Source organism: Pedobacter sp. MC2016-24 (assembly GCF_015223055.1).
Taxonomy (GTDB): Bacteria; Bacteroidota; Bacteroidia; order Sphingobacteriales; family Sphingobacteriaceae; genus Pedobacter.
In genome coordinates, this window is record NZ_JADFBX010000015.1 from 47,484 (window position 1) to 63,731 (window position 16,248).

Genomic DNA, 16,248 nt, shown 5'->3' on the forward strand with positions numbered 1-16,248 from the left:
TTGATCATATTGGAATATAAAAATCTACCATACATTTTTGTTCAGGATGTGTTCTGTAATCGTTGTGATAGATCTCAAAAGGGGCTCTGTCAGCTTTTTTATAGCCGTTTTCAGCCATCCATACAAAAAGCGCATTCCAGGATTTTTCAAACTCAATAATCCCAATTACAAAACTGCCAACAATAAATTTTCCAGCCGGAATGGAAGTCAAACCGATATTTCCCGATACTTTTAAGGGATTAGCCAGCGTGATGCAGGCACTCATCCTAACTTTTTCCGGGTTTGTGGTTTTAAAACTATCGTGGTAAATAGTGACCATTTTTGTATCGGGATATTTTAGCAGTTCCAATGGAGTTGCCCATTTAATTAGCGTGTCATAAGCTTTTGTAATTCCTTGAACTCCGATACTAGTTACATAAGCCAGTTCTACATGGGTCATGTGTTTGATTTCAATTTTTGCATTCATGCCGATCCAATTTTTAAGGTGATCAATGCTGCAAATGTATTCGTCAAACGCTACAAGCTCTTGTCCATTCTTGCTTTCAACTTTACTGATCTTGCTAAATCTGCTAATTTTTTGTTTGCGGAACTCAGACGGACTAACGCCGTAATATTTTTTGAAAGCACGTGTAAGAGAAGAATTGCCATTAAAACCGAATAGCACTGAAAGCTCTGTAATGCTTACTTCAGGTTTACGCATTAATACAGAAGCCGCTTTTTCAATTCTTTTCCTGGTTATGTAAGCATTTAACGTCTCATGAGTAACAGCTTTAAATATCCTGTGAAAATGGAAGGAGGAAAAACAGGCAACTTTTGAAATCGTTTCCAGAGACAAATTTGTATCGAGATTTTGATCTATAAATTGCAGTGCCTTATTCACGCTATTCGTATAGTTCACTTGTACTTCTTTATCTAAACTTACCATTGTGATAGAGGTAATTGTTATTGCCCGGTTGCCCGGATTAATTGTAAAATATCCGATAACGCAATTTACAGATTAATTGATGGTGTACCACGAAAAAAATCGTATGCGGCCTGATCAACTTTACTGCATTGAATAGCTGCATTCACGTAATATATTGCAGCGTTCGCGTAAAACATTTTGGCTAACCACAGTTTGTCCTTATTTTCAGGAAATTGAATAAATTATTGATATGAAAACGATAAGGAATAATGATTACCCTGATTTAATAATCGTATCGGCATTATTAGCAATCGTACCTCCTATAGGAATTTTGTTTATAATTGTCAGTTGGTTTAAAGGCAAGCGTGTAAATACAATTTCAATTCTGGGTGTCTTAATCGGGATCATGTCCACCATATATTTCTATTTACAATTAACGAATCGGATATGAAAAATTGCAACTTATCCTATGCGGTTAGATTTGTATTAACGATAAGCACATAAAATCCTGGGTATAAAATAAGTCTCTAAGTCGATCACCTGAACTTAGAGACTTGTTACTTTAATACGATTTAAAAAAGGCTTAATTCAGTCTGTAAAACATGACGATCCGCATTTCCGTGCTAAAGTAAAGTACATATGCATGTCTGCGCTGACAATCTTCACAGCCACAGTCTTCTGACGGATGATTACATTCGCAATACCTTGAACAACCTTCAGGGAACCGATCCTGCATCATGTCGATTTCCCAACCTATTGGACTATATCTTTTCATTTTAGGGCCTCCTTTCAAAATTTAATTGATTTTTAGAAGTTGATTGACATAAATTTCGGGTGTAAAAGCCGGACTGGAAATATGCTATAGTCAGAAAGGCAAATCTGTTAGGTGAAAGCCTGTTTATGATATTTGAATGTTGTAACATGTAAAAATTGCTGTTTAGCAGACGTAGGTATGTATCTGCGGTGAAATGCCCTTTTTTGGCGGTGAATGGCTGTATCCATGTTTAGCCTGATGGAAAGTTATCTTTAAATTTGCAGGGTCTATCAAATGATTTCACATCCAACATATTATGGCAAGACAGCAACTAAATAGTGGAAACGCAGCGGGCATCGAACTGCCGAAAGCAAAACTGAACAAGGAAACTTTGGGCCATGTTGCGCAACTGCTCAGTTACCTGAAACCTTATCGTAGAAAATTCATCGCCGCATTGTTCTTTCTGTTCCTATCCAGTTTGGTTGGACTCGCTTTTCCATCGTTTGTGGGCGCACTCATCGATACTGCTCAAGGGAAGCGAACGAATGACTATCTGCCAGGTACCATACCAGGAATATTGTTACTCGCCTTTGTAGTACTTGTGCTGCAGGCAGTGGTGTCATTTTTCCGGATATTATGGTTTGTTAGCGTTGGCGAGCGGTCACTAGCCGACATCCGGCGGGATACCTACCTTAAACTGATCACCTTGCCCATGAACTTCTTCGCAGGCAGGCGGGTAGGGGAACTCAATAGCAGAATTTCGGCTGATCTTTCCCAGGTACAGGATACACTCACCACAACGATAGCTGAGATGATCAGGCAGACGGTCTTGCTGGTCGGTGGTATTATCTTTATGTCCATCATTTCGAAAAAACTTGTTTTTGCGCTGCTTGTCGTATTACCTGTGCTAATTGTTGCTGCGGTTTTTTTCGGACGGTTCATCAAGAAGATTTCACGACAGGCTCAAGATAAGCTTGCAGAGTCCAATACCATTGTCGACGAAACATTGATGGGCATAGCCAATGTAAAGGCTTTCGTAAACGAACCTTTTGAGGCGGCACGTTACAGTCATACCATCCGAGAGGTAGCCAATATTGCGATAAAGGGGGCTAAATTCAGAGGCATGTTCTCGTCCTTTATTGTGCTGTGTCTTTTTGGTGGCATTTTAGGGGTGATAGGCTACGGTTGTATACTGGTCAGTAAGGGTGAAATTACCTTTGGACAACTCTTACAGTTTTCACTTTACGCCATGTTTTTAGCCAGCTCCCTTGGAAGTTTCCCTGAGATGTTTGCCAATGTACAGAAAACAGTAGGTGCCAGTGAAAGGGTATTGGAAATCCTGGCCGAACAAGGTGAAGATGTATCCATAACTGAAAATATCAATCATGTTGAACAAAAAATACAAGGTAATATTGCCTTTCAACAGGTAGGCTTCTCTTATCCTTCGCGCCCGGAACTTGAAGTGCTGACTGATGTTTCTTTTGAAGCCAAAGCCGGTGAAAGGCTTGCTATTGTTGGGCCAAGTGGCTCAGGTAAATCAACAACAGCTGCGTTAATCTTGCAGTTTTATCGTCCACAGCGCGGCGAAATACTTTTTGATGGTAAACCATCCCATCAATATTCGCTTACTGACATCAGAAACCAGGTAGCGATCGTTCCTCAGGACGTCATGTTGTTTGGAGGCACAATTCTGGAAAATATTTCTTACGGTAAACTTAGCGCCAGTAAAGAAGAAATTATCCAGGCGGCCCAACGGGCAAACGCCCACCAGTTTATCAGTTCCTTCCCGGAAGGATATGAAACGGTAGTCGGCGAACGTGGTGTAAAACTTTCTGGCGGACAGCGGCAGCGAATTGCGATAGCACGGGCATTACTGAAAAATCCATCCATATTGATCCTGGATGAGGCTACATCTTCGCTTGATTCTGAATCGGAACGTTTGGTTCAGGAAGCTTTGGAAGAGCTCATGAAAGGCCGTACTTCAATAATCATTGCCCACCGCCTATCAACCATCCGTGAGGCCGACCGAATCATTGTGATGGAAAAGGGGAGATTAATTGAATCGGGAACGCACCGCGAACTGATGGAAAATGAGGAGGGACTTTATCGCTACTTAAGCGGGCTTCAGTTTGAACTGAGCTAAGTGGAAGCGATAGCTTCAAAATGACGACTAAAGATATTCAAGCTGTGGATATTTAGGCAAAACCTTCGGCGGATCTGGTTGTTATGTGTTTAACTAAAGGATTAGATGATGGAAATGCAATTGAACCATCCGTACTTTTCCTGCTAAACATATTTTTATGAAACGAATATTGATGATCCTGACTTCCCATCAGCAGATGGAAAATACTGAAAGTAAAACTGGTGTTTGGCTTGGCGAATTTACTGATCCTTATTATGAATTTATAGATCAGGGTTATCAGGTTACTTTAGCTAGTCCTTTAGGTGGAAAGCCACCTGTGGACGGAATGAGTGAATTGACTGAAAACATTACTGCTTCAAACCGGAGGTTTAATGATGATGAATTTGCCAAGCAAGCTTTTGCCCGTACACATACCCTGGTTGGGTTATCTGCCAGCGATTTTGATGCCCTGTTTTTTCCGGGCGGCCATGGCCCGCTCTGGGATTTGGCCATTGATGAATTGAGCGGCAAATTAATTTTGGATTTTTTCTACGCAAACAAGCCGGTAGCTGCGGTTTGTCATGGTCCTGCAGCTTTGGTCAAAGCTGCTGAAATGGTGCCGGGTTTATTGTCCGGCAAAAGGATTACAGGTTTTACCAATGCAGAGGAAACGCTGGTGGGCAGGCCAGGTCACATCCCTTTTAACCTTGAAGATAAACTGATCGCGCTGGGGGCTGACTTTAAATCCGCATTAGTGCCTTTTTTCTCCCATGTTGAAATTGATGGACTTTTAATTACCGGGCAGAATCCTTTGTCTGCAGGCCCTGCAGCCCAGGCCTTGATTGATGTGCTGGAAAATAGAATGGTAGACTGATCAGGATAAAGATATACGATGAATAACATTAAAATTTACTTGTTTTTAGCATTATTGGTTAGTTCGTCTTGCCATTCACAGGATCAGAAATTTGTCGACTTAGAAAAAATATCACTTAAATTCAATGTGTCTTCTTTTTTTGAAAATAAGTTGAAAAAGACAGAGGAAATTCTTGCGACAAAAGTAGAGGGATTAGATAAGAAAAAAGCACTTACCCTTTTAGATAATCCTTTTTTTGCAAAGGATACTTTGGGTTTTTATCCATCTGAGGGTAGATTTCCGACAGCATTGTATTTGGAGGCAACCAGCGACTGGATGTCCAGAAACAAAAAACCAACCGAGCTATTTGGTTACAGATATAAAACGGTGGCATATAACCCGGAAAAAGACACTTTGGCAATCCTAAATACCGTGGCATTTCCAACAATCAATATGGCGGAAGACAAGAAGGGGAATCTAATGTACCTTGATGTAAGTAAGACGGCTAAAAAGCAAAGTGATTTCACGAAAATAAAAGATTATCTGGAAAAAAACTGTAAGAAAGTGAAGGTAGATGATCCTGAAGAAAATATGTCTTATTGGGAAAATGAGCATTTTTTTTATAAGCTAACCGGAAAAGAAAATAAGGAAGAGGAGATATTGTCTTATGATAACCTGGGAAATAAAAAAACCAGATCGATCAGCGTTACAGACATCAATTTAGTCATGTACACCAAGACATATATCGAGAAAATGAAGGAACAAAAAATTTATTCATCAGGAAATGTGTTTTGGATGAAGTAAGCGTTGACGGTTTCGGTATTTATCTCAAATCCATTATCTTTGCCGCTCAATTTAATATGTCATTTCGTGATTAATGTAAATAATATCTCCGTTTCATTTGGTGGAACTACCTTGTTTAGTGATGTAACCTTTTCGATTAATGAAAACGATAAAATAGCCCTGATGGGTAAAAATGGGGCGGGCAAGTCGACCATCCTCAAGATCATTGCCAACGTATCTAAACCTACTTCTGGTAACGTAACCGGTCCTAAGGATGCAGTCATTGCCTATTTGCCACAGCATTTGCTTACCCAGGATAAGGTCACTGTTTTTGAAGAAACGATGAAAGCTTTCGAAGAGGTAAACCAGATGCAGAAGGAGCTCGATGAGCTGAATGAGCAACTGACTATTCGTACCGATTACGATAGTGATGACTACATGAAGCTGATTGAACGTGTATCAGAACTCAGTGAGAAATTTTATTCAATCGAAGAGGTTAATTACGATGCCGAGGTAGAAAAAGTGTTAAAAGGTTTAGGTTTTGAACGTAAAGACTTTAGCCGTCAAACATCTGAGTTTTCGGGTGGATGGCGCATGCGGATTGAACTGGCCAAGATTTTATTAAAAAAACCTGATCTGATTTTGCTGGATGAACCTACCAACCATATGGATATTGAAAGTATACAGTGGTTGGAAGATTTTTTAATCAATTCCGCTAAGGCAGTTATGGTGATTTCGCACGACCGTACCTTTGTAGATAACATTACCAATCGTACAATTGAAGTCACCATGGGCAGGATTTACGATTATAAAGCCAAGTACAGCCACTACCTGCAGCTGCGTGCCGACCGCCGGATACATCAATTGAAAGCCTATGAAGAGCAACAACGATTTATTGCAGATAACCAGGAATTTATAGATCGGTTTAGAGGTACCTATTCAAAAACGCTGCAAGTGCAGTCGCGCGTAAAAATGCTCGAAAAGCTCGAAGTTATTGAGATCGATGAGGTCGATACTTCCGCATTGCGTCTGAAGTTTCCACCATCCCCACGTTCAGGTCAATACCCGGTGATGGTAGAAGAACTGACTAAGGCGTATGGGGATCATGTGGTATTCGAAAAAGCATCGATGGTCATAGAAAGGGGAGAAAAAGTAGCTTTCGTAGGTAAAAATGGTGAAGGTAAATCAACCATGATTAAAGCCATCATGAGCGAGATTGACTTTGAAGGAGATTTAAAAGTCGGTCATAATGCGAAGATTGGCTACTTCGCTCAAAATCAGGCTGCGTTGCTGGACGAAAATTTAACGGTATTTGAAACCATCGATCAGATTCCCTTGAGCGATGGAACCATAAAAATCAAGGACCTTTTAGGTGCCTTTATGTTTAGCGGTGACGATACCACCAAAAAGGTTAAGGTGCTTTCTGGCGGTGAAAAAACCCGCTTAGCAATGATCAAACTCTTACTGGAACCCGTAAATGTATTGATTCTGGATGAGCCGACAAACCATTTAGATATGAAGACCAAAGACATCATCAAAGAGGCTTTACAGGATTTTGATGGTACCTTGATTTTGGTATCGCATGACCGGGATTTCTTAGACGGACTGGCCCAAAAAGTATTCGAGTTTGGTAATAAACGCGTTCGCGAACATTTTGAAGATATCAAAGGTTTCCTGGCCTACAAGAAAATGAATAGTTTGAAAGAAATTGAACAAGCTAAATAGTGTTCACAGTCACGTCTTTGAACATGAACTTATTGTCACTGATCCTCAGCGTTTTTTTACTGGCAGTTGTAATGTTTTTTAGAATGACTGTTTTCGTTTTAATGTAGGGAAACTTTTCCTGATAAGTATTGTCTGTCATTTTCGGATTAAAATTAGAGAAAATGGCAGGCCCCTGGTAATTGTCAGGATGTTGGGAGTCGTCGATGCTCAGATTTTCTATAGTGATCCTTTCCGGCATATAGCACACATAGCCGAAATCATGCTGACCTGAATTGGACCCGCTGATTAAAGCTGCCGTAACCGGTTTGCCACCTGCGGGAACAAAGACACAGTTGCGGATCACCAGCATTCCCTGCCATGTACTACCATAGTCGGCGCGGAGGTTGACAAAACTACGTCCGCGAACCGTGGAATTCTCAATAGTCAACAGGCCACTGCCAATGGCATTGATGCCCATATGTCCAAGCGTAGAGTTGCGGATGGTCGCGTTAGCAACTCCTTGATGGGCGTCAAAACGGGATAATGTGCAACCATCATAGAGCATATTCTTGCAAAAATTTGAACCGATTATACCCCAGTATTTCGTATCGTTGATGTCGTTGGTCTGGCTGCAGTTCAAAAAAGATACATGAAGTGCACGGTTCACAGAAAGATCGTAGGTACCCATGGTGACAGGCTTACCTGCCGCACCAATGGTACTATAAGTACGGTGGCCGGTCAGAATGGTGTTTTTTACCGTCACATAAGCACAATCGCCAATGTTGATAAAGCCCCCATATGGAGCACTTTGCGCTCCTTCACCTTTGATGTTGTGTTTCAGCCCTTCAACAAGCACATTCGATCGTCTGATCGCAATGTTCCGGTTGTAATAAGCGTATTTTGATTCTTCTTTATTGGCAATTGTCGTGAAATTACCTCCGGTAATTTTCAGTAGCTGCTCATCTATAGGCAGAGCGCTTAGGCTCGTAATCTTGTCAAAATCCCAAATGATCGGTGCTTTCCTATCCACGTTGCCGTTTTTATCCACAATGAAGAGGTCGGTTTGCGCAGATCCATTGTTTTGATTTAGTCCAAACCGGATATACTGTTTTACGTTAGAATTGGTGACGGTAATTAAGCAGGGGCCTGGCAAAGGAACATCGATTTTTTCCTGGTTTCTCTTCAGTGCGGTTATTTTTTCCAGTTTAAACGGTTTTAAGCTTGAACTTATTGTGAAAATAGCTGCGCTGTGATCTTTTACTTCGGTGTCATCAATGATGAAAGATGCCGTGCCGAAATCAGTATCTGTCTGAACGACCACAGTGCGGGCTTTCCCCCCAATGTAATAAGTGGCTCCGGCGTCAGCTATAACTACAAGCCGGTGTAAATTGGCAAATGCGTGGGTTGCAGCGATCGCATCTATATCATCCGTTTGCCCATTACCTTTGGCACCGAATTCACTATAGCGAACCAGGCCGGCCGCCTTGAATTTAAGTACATCTTTTGGCGATACGTTGACATGTAATTCCCCACTATCGATCCTATATACCATTGTTTTTGGCTCAATAGATGTGATGACAATGTTGTGCTCAGGCAAATTTTTACGCTGTGCCTGGGTCATCAATCCATTGATTAAAAAAAGAAAGATCAGGAGTACATACTTCATGATAAAGGGGAGTTTAGTCTTCATTAATTTAAACTGACCCTTTAGCTTATCCGGGCCTTATTTTACAGGGTAAGATATATAAAAAACCGGATTTGAATTGTAATATTCTAAACGGTATTTCTTCGTTTTATAGATATCTTTGAGGATGGAAATAAACAAGGAAAACATAACGACCAGATGTGCTACCAATGAGGATTTGCCTGTACTTGGCAAATTTTTGCAAATGCTTGTCGAGGCTGAACGCCCCTTTAATCCAACATTAAAGGATGGAGAAATCTTCTACTACGACCTCGAAACATTGATTGCCGATGAGCAAACAACCGTGCTGGTACTCGAGCTTAATGCTGAAGTTGTCGGATGTGGTTATGCCCAAATTCGCTCTGCAAAAGTTTACGAACGCCATGAACGCTTTGGTTACCTCGGCTTTATGTTTGTAAAACCAGAATTTAGAGGAAAAGGCTTGAATAGCCTATTGTTAAATGAGCTTAAGCAATGGGTTTTATCAAATGGAATAACTGAAGTACGCCTTGATGTATACCATGACAATGATGCGGCTGTGCGGGCATATGAAAAAGTGGGGTTCAAAAAACTACTTACCACAATGCGCTGTGACATCAATGACATGAATTAAAATGAAGACAATCCATATTAGCTAATATCAGTATAATACACAGTAGGGGCAAGTCCTCACATAGTTCATACCTGGTTCAGACTTTCTTCACAAAATGCCCCCCCTTCATGCGCTTTCTGTGGAGCATGTGTGAACAATGTGTGAAGGAGTTATTTTCTTGTGAACAACTGTCACTGATGTTGGTATAAAACAATTCAGCGGTATTTAAAGGGTAGGAGTGTGTGCCGCATCAGCTGCTCAGCAATAAAAAACAAACGATATGCTCATGAAAAATAAAAGCTTTTAATACCTTAGCGTCCTGTTTAACCCAAGCCATAACTACCTTTTGTATGAAATTCGAGTTTATTTGTACCGAAAATGATTATCTGATGAATACCTTATTTTGGGTTTCCCGATCTAAAGAAGCTACAAAAAGCAGGTGGGTAAATGTGGTTGTTCGTGTTTTACTTTTTCTCGTTGCTGCATTCAGCGCTTATATGAACAATAGTTTTTATCTGGCTGGTTTTGCACTCTTGTGTGCGGTAGCTATTGTTTTTCTATACCCCATTTATCAGCGTTCTTTTTACAAAAAAAGTTACCTGAAATACATCAGAACCATATATAAAGATCGCATTGACAAAATGCTGACCATTGATTTTAAAGAAGAAGTGGTTTGGACAAAAGATGAAACCGGAGAATCTGAGATGAACCGCTCAGAAATTGCAGAAGTAAACGAAACAGCGGATTACTTTTTTATTAAGTTTGACAGTGATGAAGCCCTATTTTTACCAAAAGACAGGATTCAGGTGGCAGATTTTCTGGTGGTTATGGACCGGCTTTCGGCTCAATATTCTTTGAAGCTTAATCAGATGCTCGACTGGACCTGGAAATAAAACAGATGATTTGATGGTTATTCTAAACTCGTACTAGCTATTTGTGATATAATTGATATTTTTGCAATCTGAAGCGGATGGGGATATTATCATGAAAACAGCAGCGAAAACCTCAGCATCTGAGGCCATCAGCACCACACAATTAGGTATATTAGTCAGTATTGCATTAATTTTTATAAAGGGCATATCTGGTCATCTGGGTCAATCGTACGCACTGATTGCAGACGCTACAGAATCTTGCGCCGACGTGATCAGTTCTGGCTTATTGTGGCTGGCACTTAAGTATGCCCAAAGACCACCTGATAAAGGGCATCCTTACGGACATGGCAAGGCGGAACCAGTTGCCGCGGTTATCATTGGAATGTTTTTATTACTGGCTGCAGGCTGGATTGGCTGGCACGCGATAGGATTTATTCAGACACCGCATGACTTGCCTAAGTCTTATACGCTGATTGTACTTGTTATCGTAATTATGATCAAGGAATTGCTGTTCCGTTATGTATTTGCTGTTGGAAAAAGATTGAACAGCAATGCAGTTAAAGCTGATGCTTATCACCACAGAAGTGACGCAATTACCTCCGTTGCAGCTTTTGCAGGCATAACAATTGCCTTATTTTTAGGAAAAGGTTACGAAGGTGCTGATGATTGGGCTGCCTTGCTGGCTTGTGTGTTCATTGTATACAATGCTTTCAAAATAATCAAGCCTGCCTTCTCAGAAATTATGGACGGTGCACCTTCTGATGAATTGATCGCAGCGATTAGTCATGTAGCAGCACTGCACGAAGAGGTTAAATTGGTAGAGAAATGTTATGTCCGTAAAATGGGACTGGAATATTATGTGGATATGCACATCGAAGTAGACGGACACATCAATGTTTTTGAAGCGCACCGGGTAGCACATCAGGTAAAAGATGAATTGCTGGAATCTGATTTGCACATTAAAGATGCATTAATCCACGTAGAGCCTTATCAAGGCTAATTGAAATTTAAGTGTGAGGTTATGACAGAACATGAATTTTTAACATATTGTAAAAGCCAGATTTCAGGACCGCTGAAGGAGGAGGATATCATCACCATGTTAACAGCCTGGGGAAGTATCAAATATACACAAGGTTACCAGCTAGGTATTGAGGCGCAAAGCAACACAGCGGATGAGGACAAATATCCAGATGAGGAATAATTCTTTTTTATTCCAATACATAAGGCTATTTTTAACTTATGGTATTTAGGTACAGCCCTTTTAAAACAGTCAGCTTAGCTTTGGCAATTTTGAGTTTATCTTCTTGTATCTCCAGATTGGGAAGACCAAATATAACTGGTGTCATCGTTGACTACGATAAGCACCCTATCGCTGGATGCCAGGTAGGGGAAAGTATAACTGCTAAAGATGGATCTTTTAGTCTGAAGGAAATCCGTTACAACAAGTTTTTATTGTCAGAAATGATGGTCATGGAAGCGCCACCCTTAAGAGTCAGCGAAAGGATTGTAAAGGAAGGCTTTGAACCAGATGAGATTTTTATATGGAGCACTTTTGGAGGTGGGCGAAGGAAAGGTGCTAAATACCAAATGGATACCATTTACCTGAGGAAAGTAGATCAGCAATTTGATCTGTCTGCGTTACTTAAGCGGAGCAAATGGGAATTAAGTTATACAAAAAACGCAGATACAGTTTACATGATCAGGGATGGATTTAACGCCTGGTGTAAAACTTCGAGGTGTAACAGTATATATCAAGACTACCGTTCAAAACGCGATGACCTAAAAATCCTGCCTGAAGGCATGATCAGTAGGGAAGTAGTGCTGCAATTCGACGCAGATCATGGGGCTGTCTTACAGCAGATCCAGTTTTATAAGCATACTTTTGATGGCCCAAACAAAGAGCCCGATACATTAAATACGCAAATGACCTGGAAAATGAGCGATGGCAATCGCATGAGGCTTGGAAAAAGTACGCTCTCCTTACTTAACAATACTTATCGTTTGGCTAAGATTGATTTGTACAGTTTAATATTGATTAAAACTGAATCATAAGGGGCTGTCAATTCCAATTTAATAAAGCAGGCTTGTTAACCCGCTGTATTAAATCGTAACTCAATAAATATCATTTATCCTTTATTGTCAAAAATACTTCTAAAAGCAGACCAGCAGGCATTGGTAATGTCAGTCGGTAAACCATCTTTTACATAAAACTGGATACCAGTCTCATTATAAAAGCAACGGAAGTAATTACCCAGTCTGTCTGGTTTTTCTCCTGTATGAATATTTACACGGTTACCTAGCCAACGGGCATATGTGACCTCAACGCCGTTAAGTGCATCTTCAAGGTCCTTAGTCCGGCCAGAATTTTTATTAGCTAAAATCAGTTCACTATAATCACTCATACCAAAAAATTGTTTAAAAGGCAAAGGTACGGTTATATTATGGTAATAACTAGACAGATGACGTAAGCTTTAGCCTTGTTTATTGGTAAAAAGTATGATATATAATCTGATGTGGCGGAGCCATGACAAAAGTACAGGGCAATTAACAGATTTTTGCGGCAAACACAATTACAATATCTGTTCATGCTGATCAAATCAATTAAAAACCTCCTTTTTTCTACCCGTACAACGGGTTTAATGCTCCTGTTATATGCCTTTTCTATGGCTATGGCCACGTTTGTAGAAAACGATTATGGTACGCCTGTAGCGAAAGCGTTAATTTACAATTGCTGGTGGTTTGAGGCCATCATGGTTATTCTGGTGCTCAATTTCATTGGAAACATTCAGCGTTATCAGTTGGTTCAGTATAAAAAGCTCCCTTTACTTGTTTTTCACCTGGCATTCATCATCATTTTTATTGGCGGCTACATTACCCGTTACATTAGTTTTGAAGGCTCTATGCACATCAGAGAAGGAGAATCCAGTAATGAGATCATTTCAGATGCAACTTTCTTTAAGGTTCAGATTGGAAAAGGAGAGGAGGCATTGGCCTATGATGATGTGCGTGCGATATTGCTTTCTAACCGGATTCCGACTTATCTGAAGCCTTTTAAAAAGACTTTTGTTTCAGAATATGATTACAAGGGCGAGCGTGTGAAGTTTAAAGTAATTGATTTTTATGCCAGGGCACAGGATTCATTGGTTAAGGCCGATTCCGGCACCCCGACATTACATTTGGTGGTGTTGGAAAATGGCAAGCGGGTCAATAAGTACATCCCCTCGGGACGTGTTCAGTTGATTCAAAATTTACTGATCAGTTTCAATAAGCAAACTCCCGGCGCAATCAACATCAGTGATGCGACAGGGGCATATCAGATTTCATCGCCATATGAAGGAAATTACATGATTATGGCTACCCAGGAAAGAAAAGTAGTTGAAGGTAAAGATGTACCGCAACCTTTTAATTTAAGGAGCTTGTATACCTACGGTAGTTTGGCATTTGTAGTACCTGAACCTGCAACACCGGGATCTATCATCTATTTTGAAGGAGATAAACGCAGCCATGAACATGATCCTGATCTGGTTAAAGTAGAAGTTACTACACCAACAGCGATCGATACGATATCCTTTTATGGCGGTAAAGGCATGACCAACTTTCAGCACCAGAGCGAGATCGGTGGATTAAGAATGTCCCTGGCCTATGGTTCTAAAATATATCCTGCACCATTTTCACTGAAACTGGCAGATTTTAAAATGGAAAAATATCCCGGCAGTACCAGTCCGGCAGCCTACTCTTCGGATGTACTGATACAGGATGGCGGGCCCGACAGACCTTATAAAATCTATATGAACCATGTACTTGACCACTCTGGTTACCGTTTCTTCCAGGCAAGTTTTGATGATGATGAAAAAGGTACCGTACTTTCTGTAAACCATGATGAGTGGGGAACAAACATAACATACATTGGATACACTTTATTATTTCTGGGCATGTTTGTCACATTATTCTGGAAGGGAACACATTTCTCTAAATTAAATGAACAGTTAAAATCAATTTCTAAATCCAAGACTTTATTGTTGTTCTTGTTGCTACTGCCATTTGGATCGGCATTCAGTCAGCAAAAAATAGATATGCACGGCACAAATGGCACCCCGGGGATGCCACAGGCAGTACATAATCATGATGAACATGACCATGACCATGACCATGCTGACCACGACCATGCGGGGCACAATCATGATCCGCAACCTGCAGTAAATCCACATGATCATGAGCACAGTCCTGAACACATCGCTGAGCTTCAGCAAATCCTGATGGGAAAAACGGTTGATGCCGCGCAATTTGCAGCAGCTATTAAAATAGATCAGCAACATGCTGACCTGTTTGGACGTTTGCTGGTGCAAAATATTGATGGCAGGATAGAGCCTGTCAACACAATGGCACTGGAGATTTTAAGAAAGCTTTACCGCAAAGATCGATTCTATAACCTGGATGCAAATCAGTTTTTTCTATCGGTTTCCACCATGCCCTTTAACTGGGTAAACGTTCCCTTAATTAAAGTGGGTACTAAAGGCGGACCAGAATTGTTAAAAGCAGTTAAAGCCAATGCAGATGGCTACACTTCCATGATTAACTTATTGAGGCTGGGGGCCAATGGTGCACTGGAGTTTGTATTGAAAGATGAGTACCTGAAATCTTTTGCAAAGAAACCGGCTGAACAGGGAAGTTATGATAAGGATCTGATCGACTTAAATGATAAATTGCAGGCCATGCAGCAGTTAACAGATGGACAATACCTGCGTATTTTCCCCATCGCAGGTGATGCAAACAACACCTGGATTGCCTTGCCGATTTCGCAGCCAAATGCTCCGGTGAGTATGCCAAATGCATTTGATAAATATTTTAAAGCCATACAACAAGGTCAGCAAACCGGTAACTGGTCGGCAGCAGATGCCGAACTGAATGGCATCAAAGCCTTGCAATTAAAATATGGTAAAGATGTGGTGCCTTCGCAAGCTAAAATTGACTGGGAGGTGAGTTATAACTCCTGGAATATCTTTTTGAATTTAATGATCACTTATGCCTTACTGGGTGTGGTGATTCTGTCACTCGCTTTTTTTAAGCTCTTTAAAAATTCGAAATCTTTAGATAAACTGGTTAAGTTTGTGTTGGTTCTGATTGGTACGGCAGCGGCATTGCAGGCGCTTGGTTTGGGCGTTCGATGGTACATTTCGGGGCATGAACCCTGGAGTAATGGCTATGAGGCCGTCCTCTTCATCAGTTGGATTGGTGTATTGTCCGGATTGCTCATGTATAGAAACAGCAATGCATTTATACCTGCTGCAGGTTGTTTGATTGCGGTTATTCTAATGGGATTTGCACACGGTGGATCGCAAATGAATCCTCAGATTACACCTTTGGTGCCAGTGCTAAAATCGTATTGGTTGATGATCCATGTAGCCATCATCACCTCCAGCTATGGCTTCTTTGGTCTGAGCGCTTTACTGGGAACTGTTGTATTGGTGCTTTACGTCATTGACAACAAAAAAATCAGTGCAAAAGTGAAATCATCTGTAACCGAGTTGACTATCGTAAACGAAATGTCGCTTACCGTAGGATTGTTTTTGCTAACAGTTGGTACTTTCCTGGGTGGGATCTGGGCAAATGAAAGCTGGGGCAGGTATTGGAGCTGGGATCCTAAAGAAACCTGGGCTTTCATCTCGGTGATCATTTATGCTTTTGTACTGCATGTGAGGTTGATACCAAAATTGAAAAGCAAGTATCTGTTCAATTTGTTGTCATTGATCAGCTTTTCAACCATTATTATGACTTATTTTGGCGTGAACTACTATCTGACAGGTTTACACTCTTATGCCCAGGGAGATCCTGTGCCGATCCCGGGCTGGGTATACATTACGATAGCGATAGTCGCGCTATTGGCTATTGTTTCGTATTACAGATTCAAAGCGCTGAAGCAAAAATAGCTGTAGGCGTAAAAAATATTTGACAAAAAAAAAGCATCCACTAAGGATGCTTT

The 16,248-nt window shown here is 40.8% G+C and carries 13 protein-coding genes; 10 read left to right on the forward strand and 3 right to left on the reverse strand.

Features of this window, described 5'->3' with window-relative positions; genetic code table 11:
• Positions 1 to 4 precede the first annotated feature (4 nt).
• Positions 5 to 925: a GyrI-like domain-containing protein gene (locus tag IM797_RS23395; RefSeq protein ID WP_194129636.1), complete on the reverse strand. Its 921-nt coding sequence runs from the start codon at positions 923 to 925 to the stop codon at positions 5 to 7.
• A gap of 1,049 nt (positions 926 to 1,974) precedes the next feature.
• Between IM797_RS23395 and IM797_RS23400 the strand changes: the two genes are divergently transcribed.
• From IM797_RS23400 to IM797_RS23415, 4 genes are all read left to right on the forward strand, one after another.
• Complete coding sequence (locus tag IM797_RS23400; RefSeq protein WP_194129637.1) at positions 1,975 to 3,801, forward strand: ABC transporter ATP-binding protein; 1,827 nt, start codon at positions 1,975 to 1,977, stop codon at positions 3,799 to 3,801.
• A gap of 157 nt (positions 3,802 to 3,958) precedes the next feature.
• Complete coding sequence (locus IM797_RS23405; RefSeq protein WP_228099069.1) at positions 3,959 to 4,654, forward strand: type 1 glutamine amidotransferase domain-containing protein; 696 nt, start codon at positions 3,959 to 3,961, stop codon at positions 4,652 to 4,654.
• 18 nt (positions 4,655 to 4,672) lie between these two features.
• Positions 4,673 to 5,437, forward strand: coding sequence for a hypothetical protein (locus IM797_RS23410; RefSeq protein ID WP_194129638.1), 765 nt, complete (start codon positions 4,673 to 4,675; stop codon positions 5,435 to 5,437).
• Positions 5,438 to 5,503: 66 nt separating this feature from the next.
• Positions 5,504 to 7,141, forward strand: coding sequence for an ABC-F family ATP-binding cassette domain-containing protein (locus IM797_RS23415; RefSeq protein WP_194129639.1), 1,638 nt, complete (start codon positions 5,504 to 5,506; stop codon positions 7,139 to 7,141).
• Here IM797_RS23415 and IM797_RS23420 read toward each other — a convergent pair.
• The gene (locus IM797_RS23420) at positions 7,134 to 8,810 is read right to left on the reverse strand and encodes a hypothetical protein (protein ID WP_228099072.1); all 1,677 of its coding nucleotides are present in this window, start codon (positions 8,808 to 8,810) and stop codon (positions 7,134 to 7,136) included. The two genes, IM797_RS23415 and IM797_RS23420, sit on opposite strands and share 8 nt — an antisense overlap.
• A 121-nt stretch (positions 8,811 to 8,931) precedes the next feature.
• Here IM797_RS23420 and IM797_RS23425 point away from each other — a divergent pair, with 121 nt between their 5' ends.
• From IM797_RS23425 to IM797_RS23445, 5 genes are all read left to right on the forward strand, one after another.
• On the forward strand, positions 8,932 to 9,417 hold the full coding sequence (locus tag IM797_RS23425; RefSeq protein ID WP_194129640.1) for a GNAT family N-acetyltransferase: 486 nt from the start codon (positions 8,932 to 8,934) through the stop codon (positions 9,415 to 9,417).
• Positions 9,418 to 9,746: 329 nt separating this feature from the next.
• A complete protein-coding gene (locus IM797_RS23430) occupies positions 9,747 to 10,289 on the forward strand; it encodes a YcxB family protein (protein ID WP_194129641.1) in 543 nt (180 codons plus the stop codon).
• Positions 10,290 to 10,380: 91 nt separating this feature from the next.
• On the forward strand, positions 10,381 to 11,268 hold the full coding sequence (locus IM797_RS23435) for a cation diffusion facilitator family transporter (protein WP_194129642.1): 888 nt from the start codon (positions 10,381 to 10,383) through the stop codon (positions 11,266 to 11,268).
• Between the two features lie 21 nt (positions 11,269 to 11,289).
• Complete coding sequence (locus tag IM797_RS23440; RefSeq protein WP_194129643.1) at positions 11,290 to 11,469, forward strand: hypothetical protein; 180 nt, start codon at positions 11,290 to 11,292, stop codon at positions 11,467 to 11,469.
• Between the two features lie 38 nt (positions 11,470 to 11,507).
• Positions 11,508 to 12,320, forward strand: a complete 813-nt coding sequence (locus IM797_RS23445; protein WP_194129644.1) for a hypothetical protein — start codon at positions 11,508 to 11,510, stop codon at positions 12,318 to 12,320.
• A 74-nt stretch (positions 12,321 to 12,394) separates the two neighbouring features.
• Here IM797_RS23445 and IM797_RS23450 read toward each other — a convergent pair whose 3' ends face one another.
• On the reverse strand, positions 12,395 to 12,670 hold the full coding sequence (locus IM797_RS23450; RefSeq protein WP_194129645.1) for a hypothetical protein: 276 nt from the start codon (positions 12,668 to 12,670) through the stop codon (positions 12,395 to 12,397).
• 183 nt (positions 12,671 to 12,853) lie between these two features.
• On the opposite strand from IM797_RS23450, the gene ccsA reads away from it, so the two are divergent.
• Positions 12,854 to 16,195: a cytochrome c biogenesis protein gene (gene ccsA / locus IM797_RS23455; protein WP_228099074.1), complete on the forward strand. Its 3,342-nt coding sequence runs from the start codon at positions 12,854 to 12,856 to the stop codon at positions 16,193 to 16,195.
• Positions 16,196 to 16,248: the final 53 nt, after the last annotated feature.

Excerpts from the sequence above, each read along its gene's own strand:
- IM797_RS23395 (WP_194129636.1), bottom strand. The coding sequence starts at position 925 with ATGGTAAGTTTAGATAAAGAAGTACAAGTGAACTATACGAATAGCGTG.
- IM797_RS23400 (WP_194129637.1), top strand. The coding sequence starts at position 1,975 with ATGGCAAGACAGCAACTAAATAGTGGAAACGCAGCGGGCATCGAACTG.
- IM797_RS23405 (WP_228099069.1), top strand. The coding sequence starts at position 3,959 with ATGAAACGAATATTGATGATCCTGACTTCCCATCAGCAGATGGAAAAT.
- IM797_RS23410 (WP_194129638.1), top strand. The coding sequence starts at position 4,673 with ATGAATAACATTAAAATTTACTTGTTTTTAGCATTATTGGTTAGTTCG.
- IM797_RS23420 (WP_228099072.1), bottom strand. The coding sequence starts at position 8,810 with ATGAAGACTAAACTCCCCTTTATCATGAAGTATGTACTCCTGATCTTT.
- IM797_RS23425 (WP_194129640.1), top strand. The coding sequence starts at position 8,932 with ATGGAAATAAACAAGGAAAACATAACGACCAGATGTGCTACCAATGAG.
- IM797_RS23430 (WP_194129641.1), top strand. The coding sequence starts at position 9,747 with ATGAAATTCGAGTTTATTTGTACCGAAAATGATTATCTGATGAATACC.
- IM797_RS23435 (WP_194129642.1), top strand. The coding sequence starts at position 10,381 with ATGAAAACAGCAGCGAAAACCTCAGCATCTGAGGCCATCAGCACCACA.
- IM797_RS23440 (WP_194129643.1), top strand. The coding sequence starts at position 11,290 with ATGACAGAACATGAATTTTTAACATATTGTAAAAGCCAGATTTCAGGA.
- IM797_RS23445 (WP_194129644.1), top strand. The coding sequence starts at position 11,508 with ATGGTATTTAGGTACAGCCCTTTTAAAACAGTCAGCTTAGCTTTGGCA.
- IM797_RS23450 (WP_194129645.1), bottom strand. The coding sequence starts at position 12,670 with ATGAGTGATTATAGTGAACTGATTTTAGCTAATAAAAATTCTGGCCGG.
- ccsA (WP_228099074.1), top strand. The coding sequence starts at position 12,854 with ATGCTGATCAAATCAATTAAAAACCTCCTTTTTTCTACCCGTACAACG.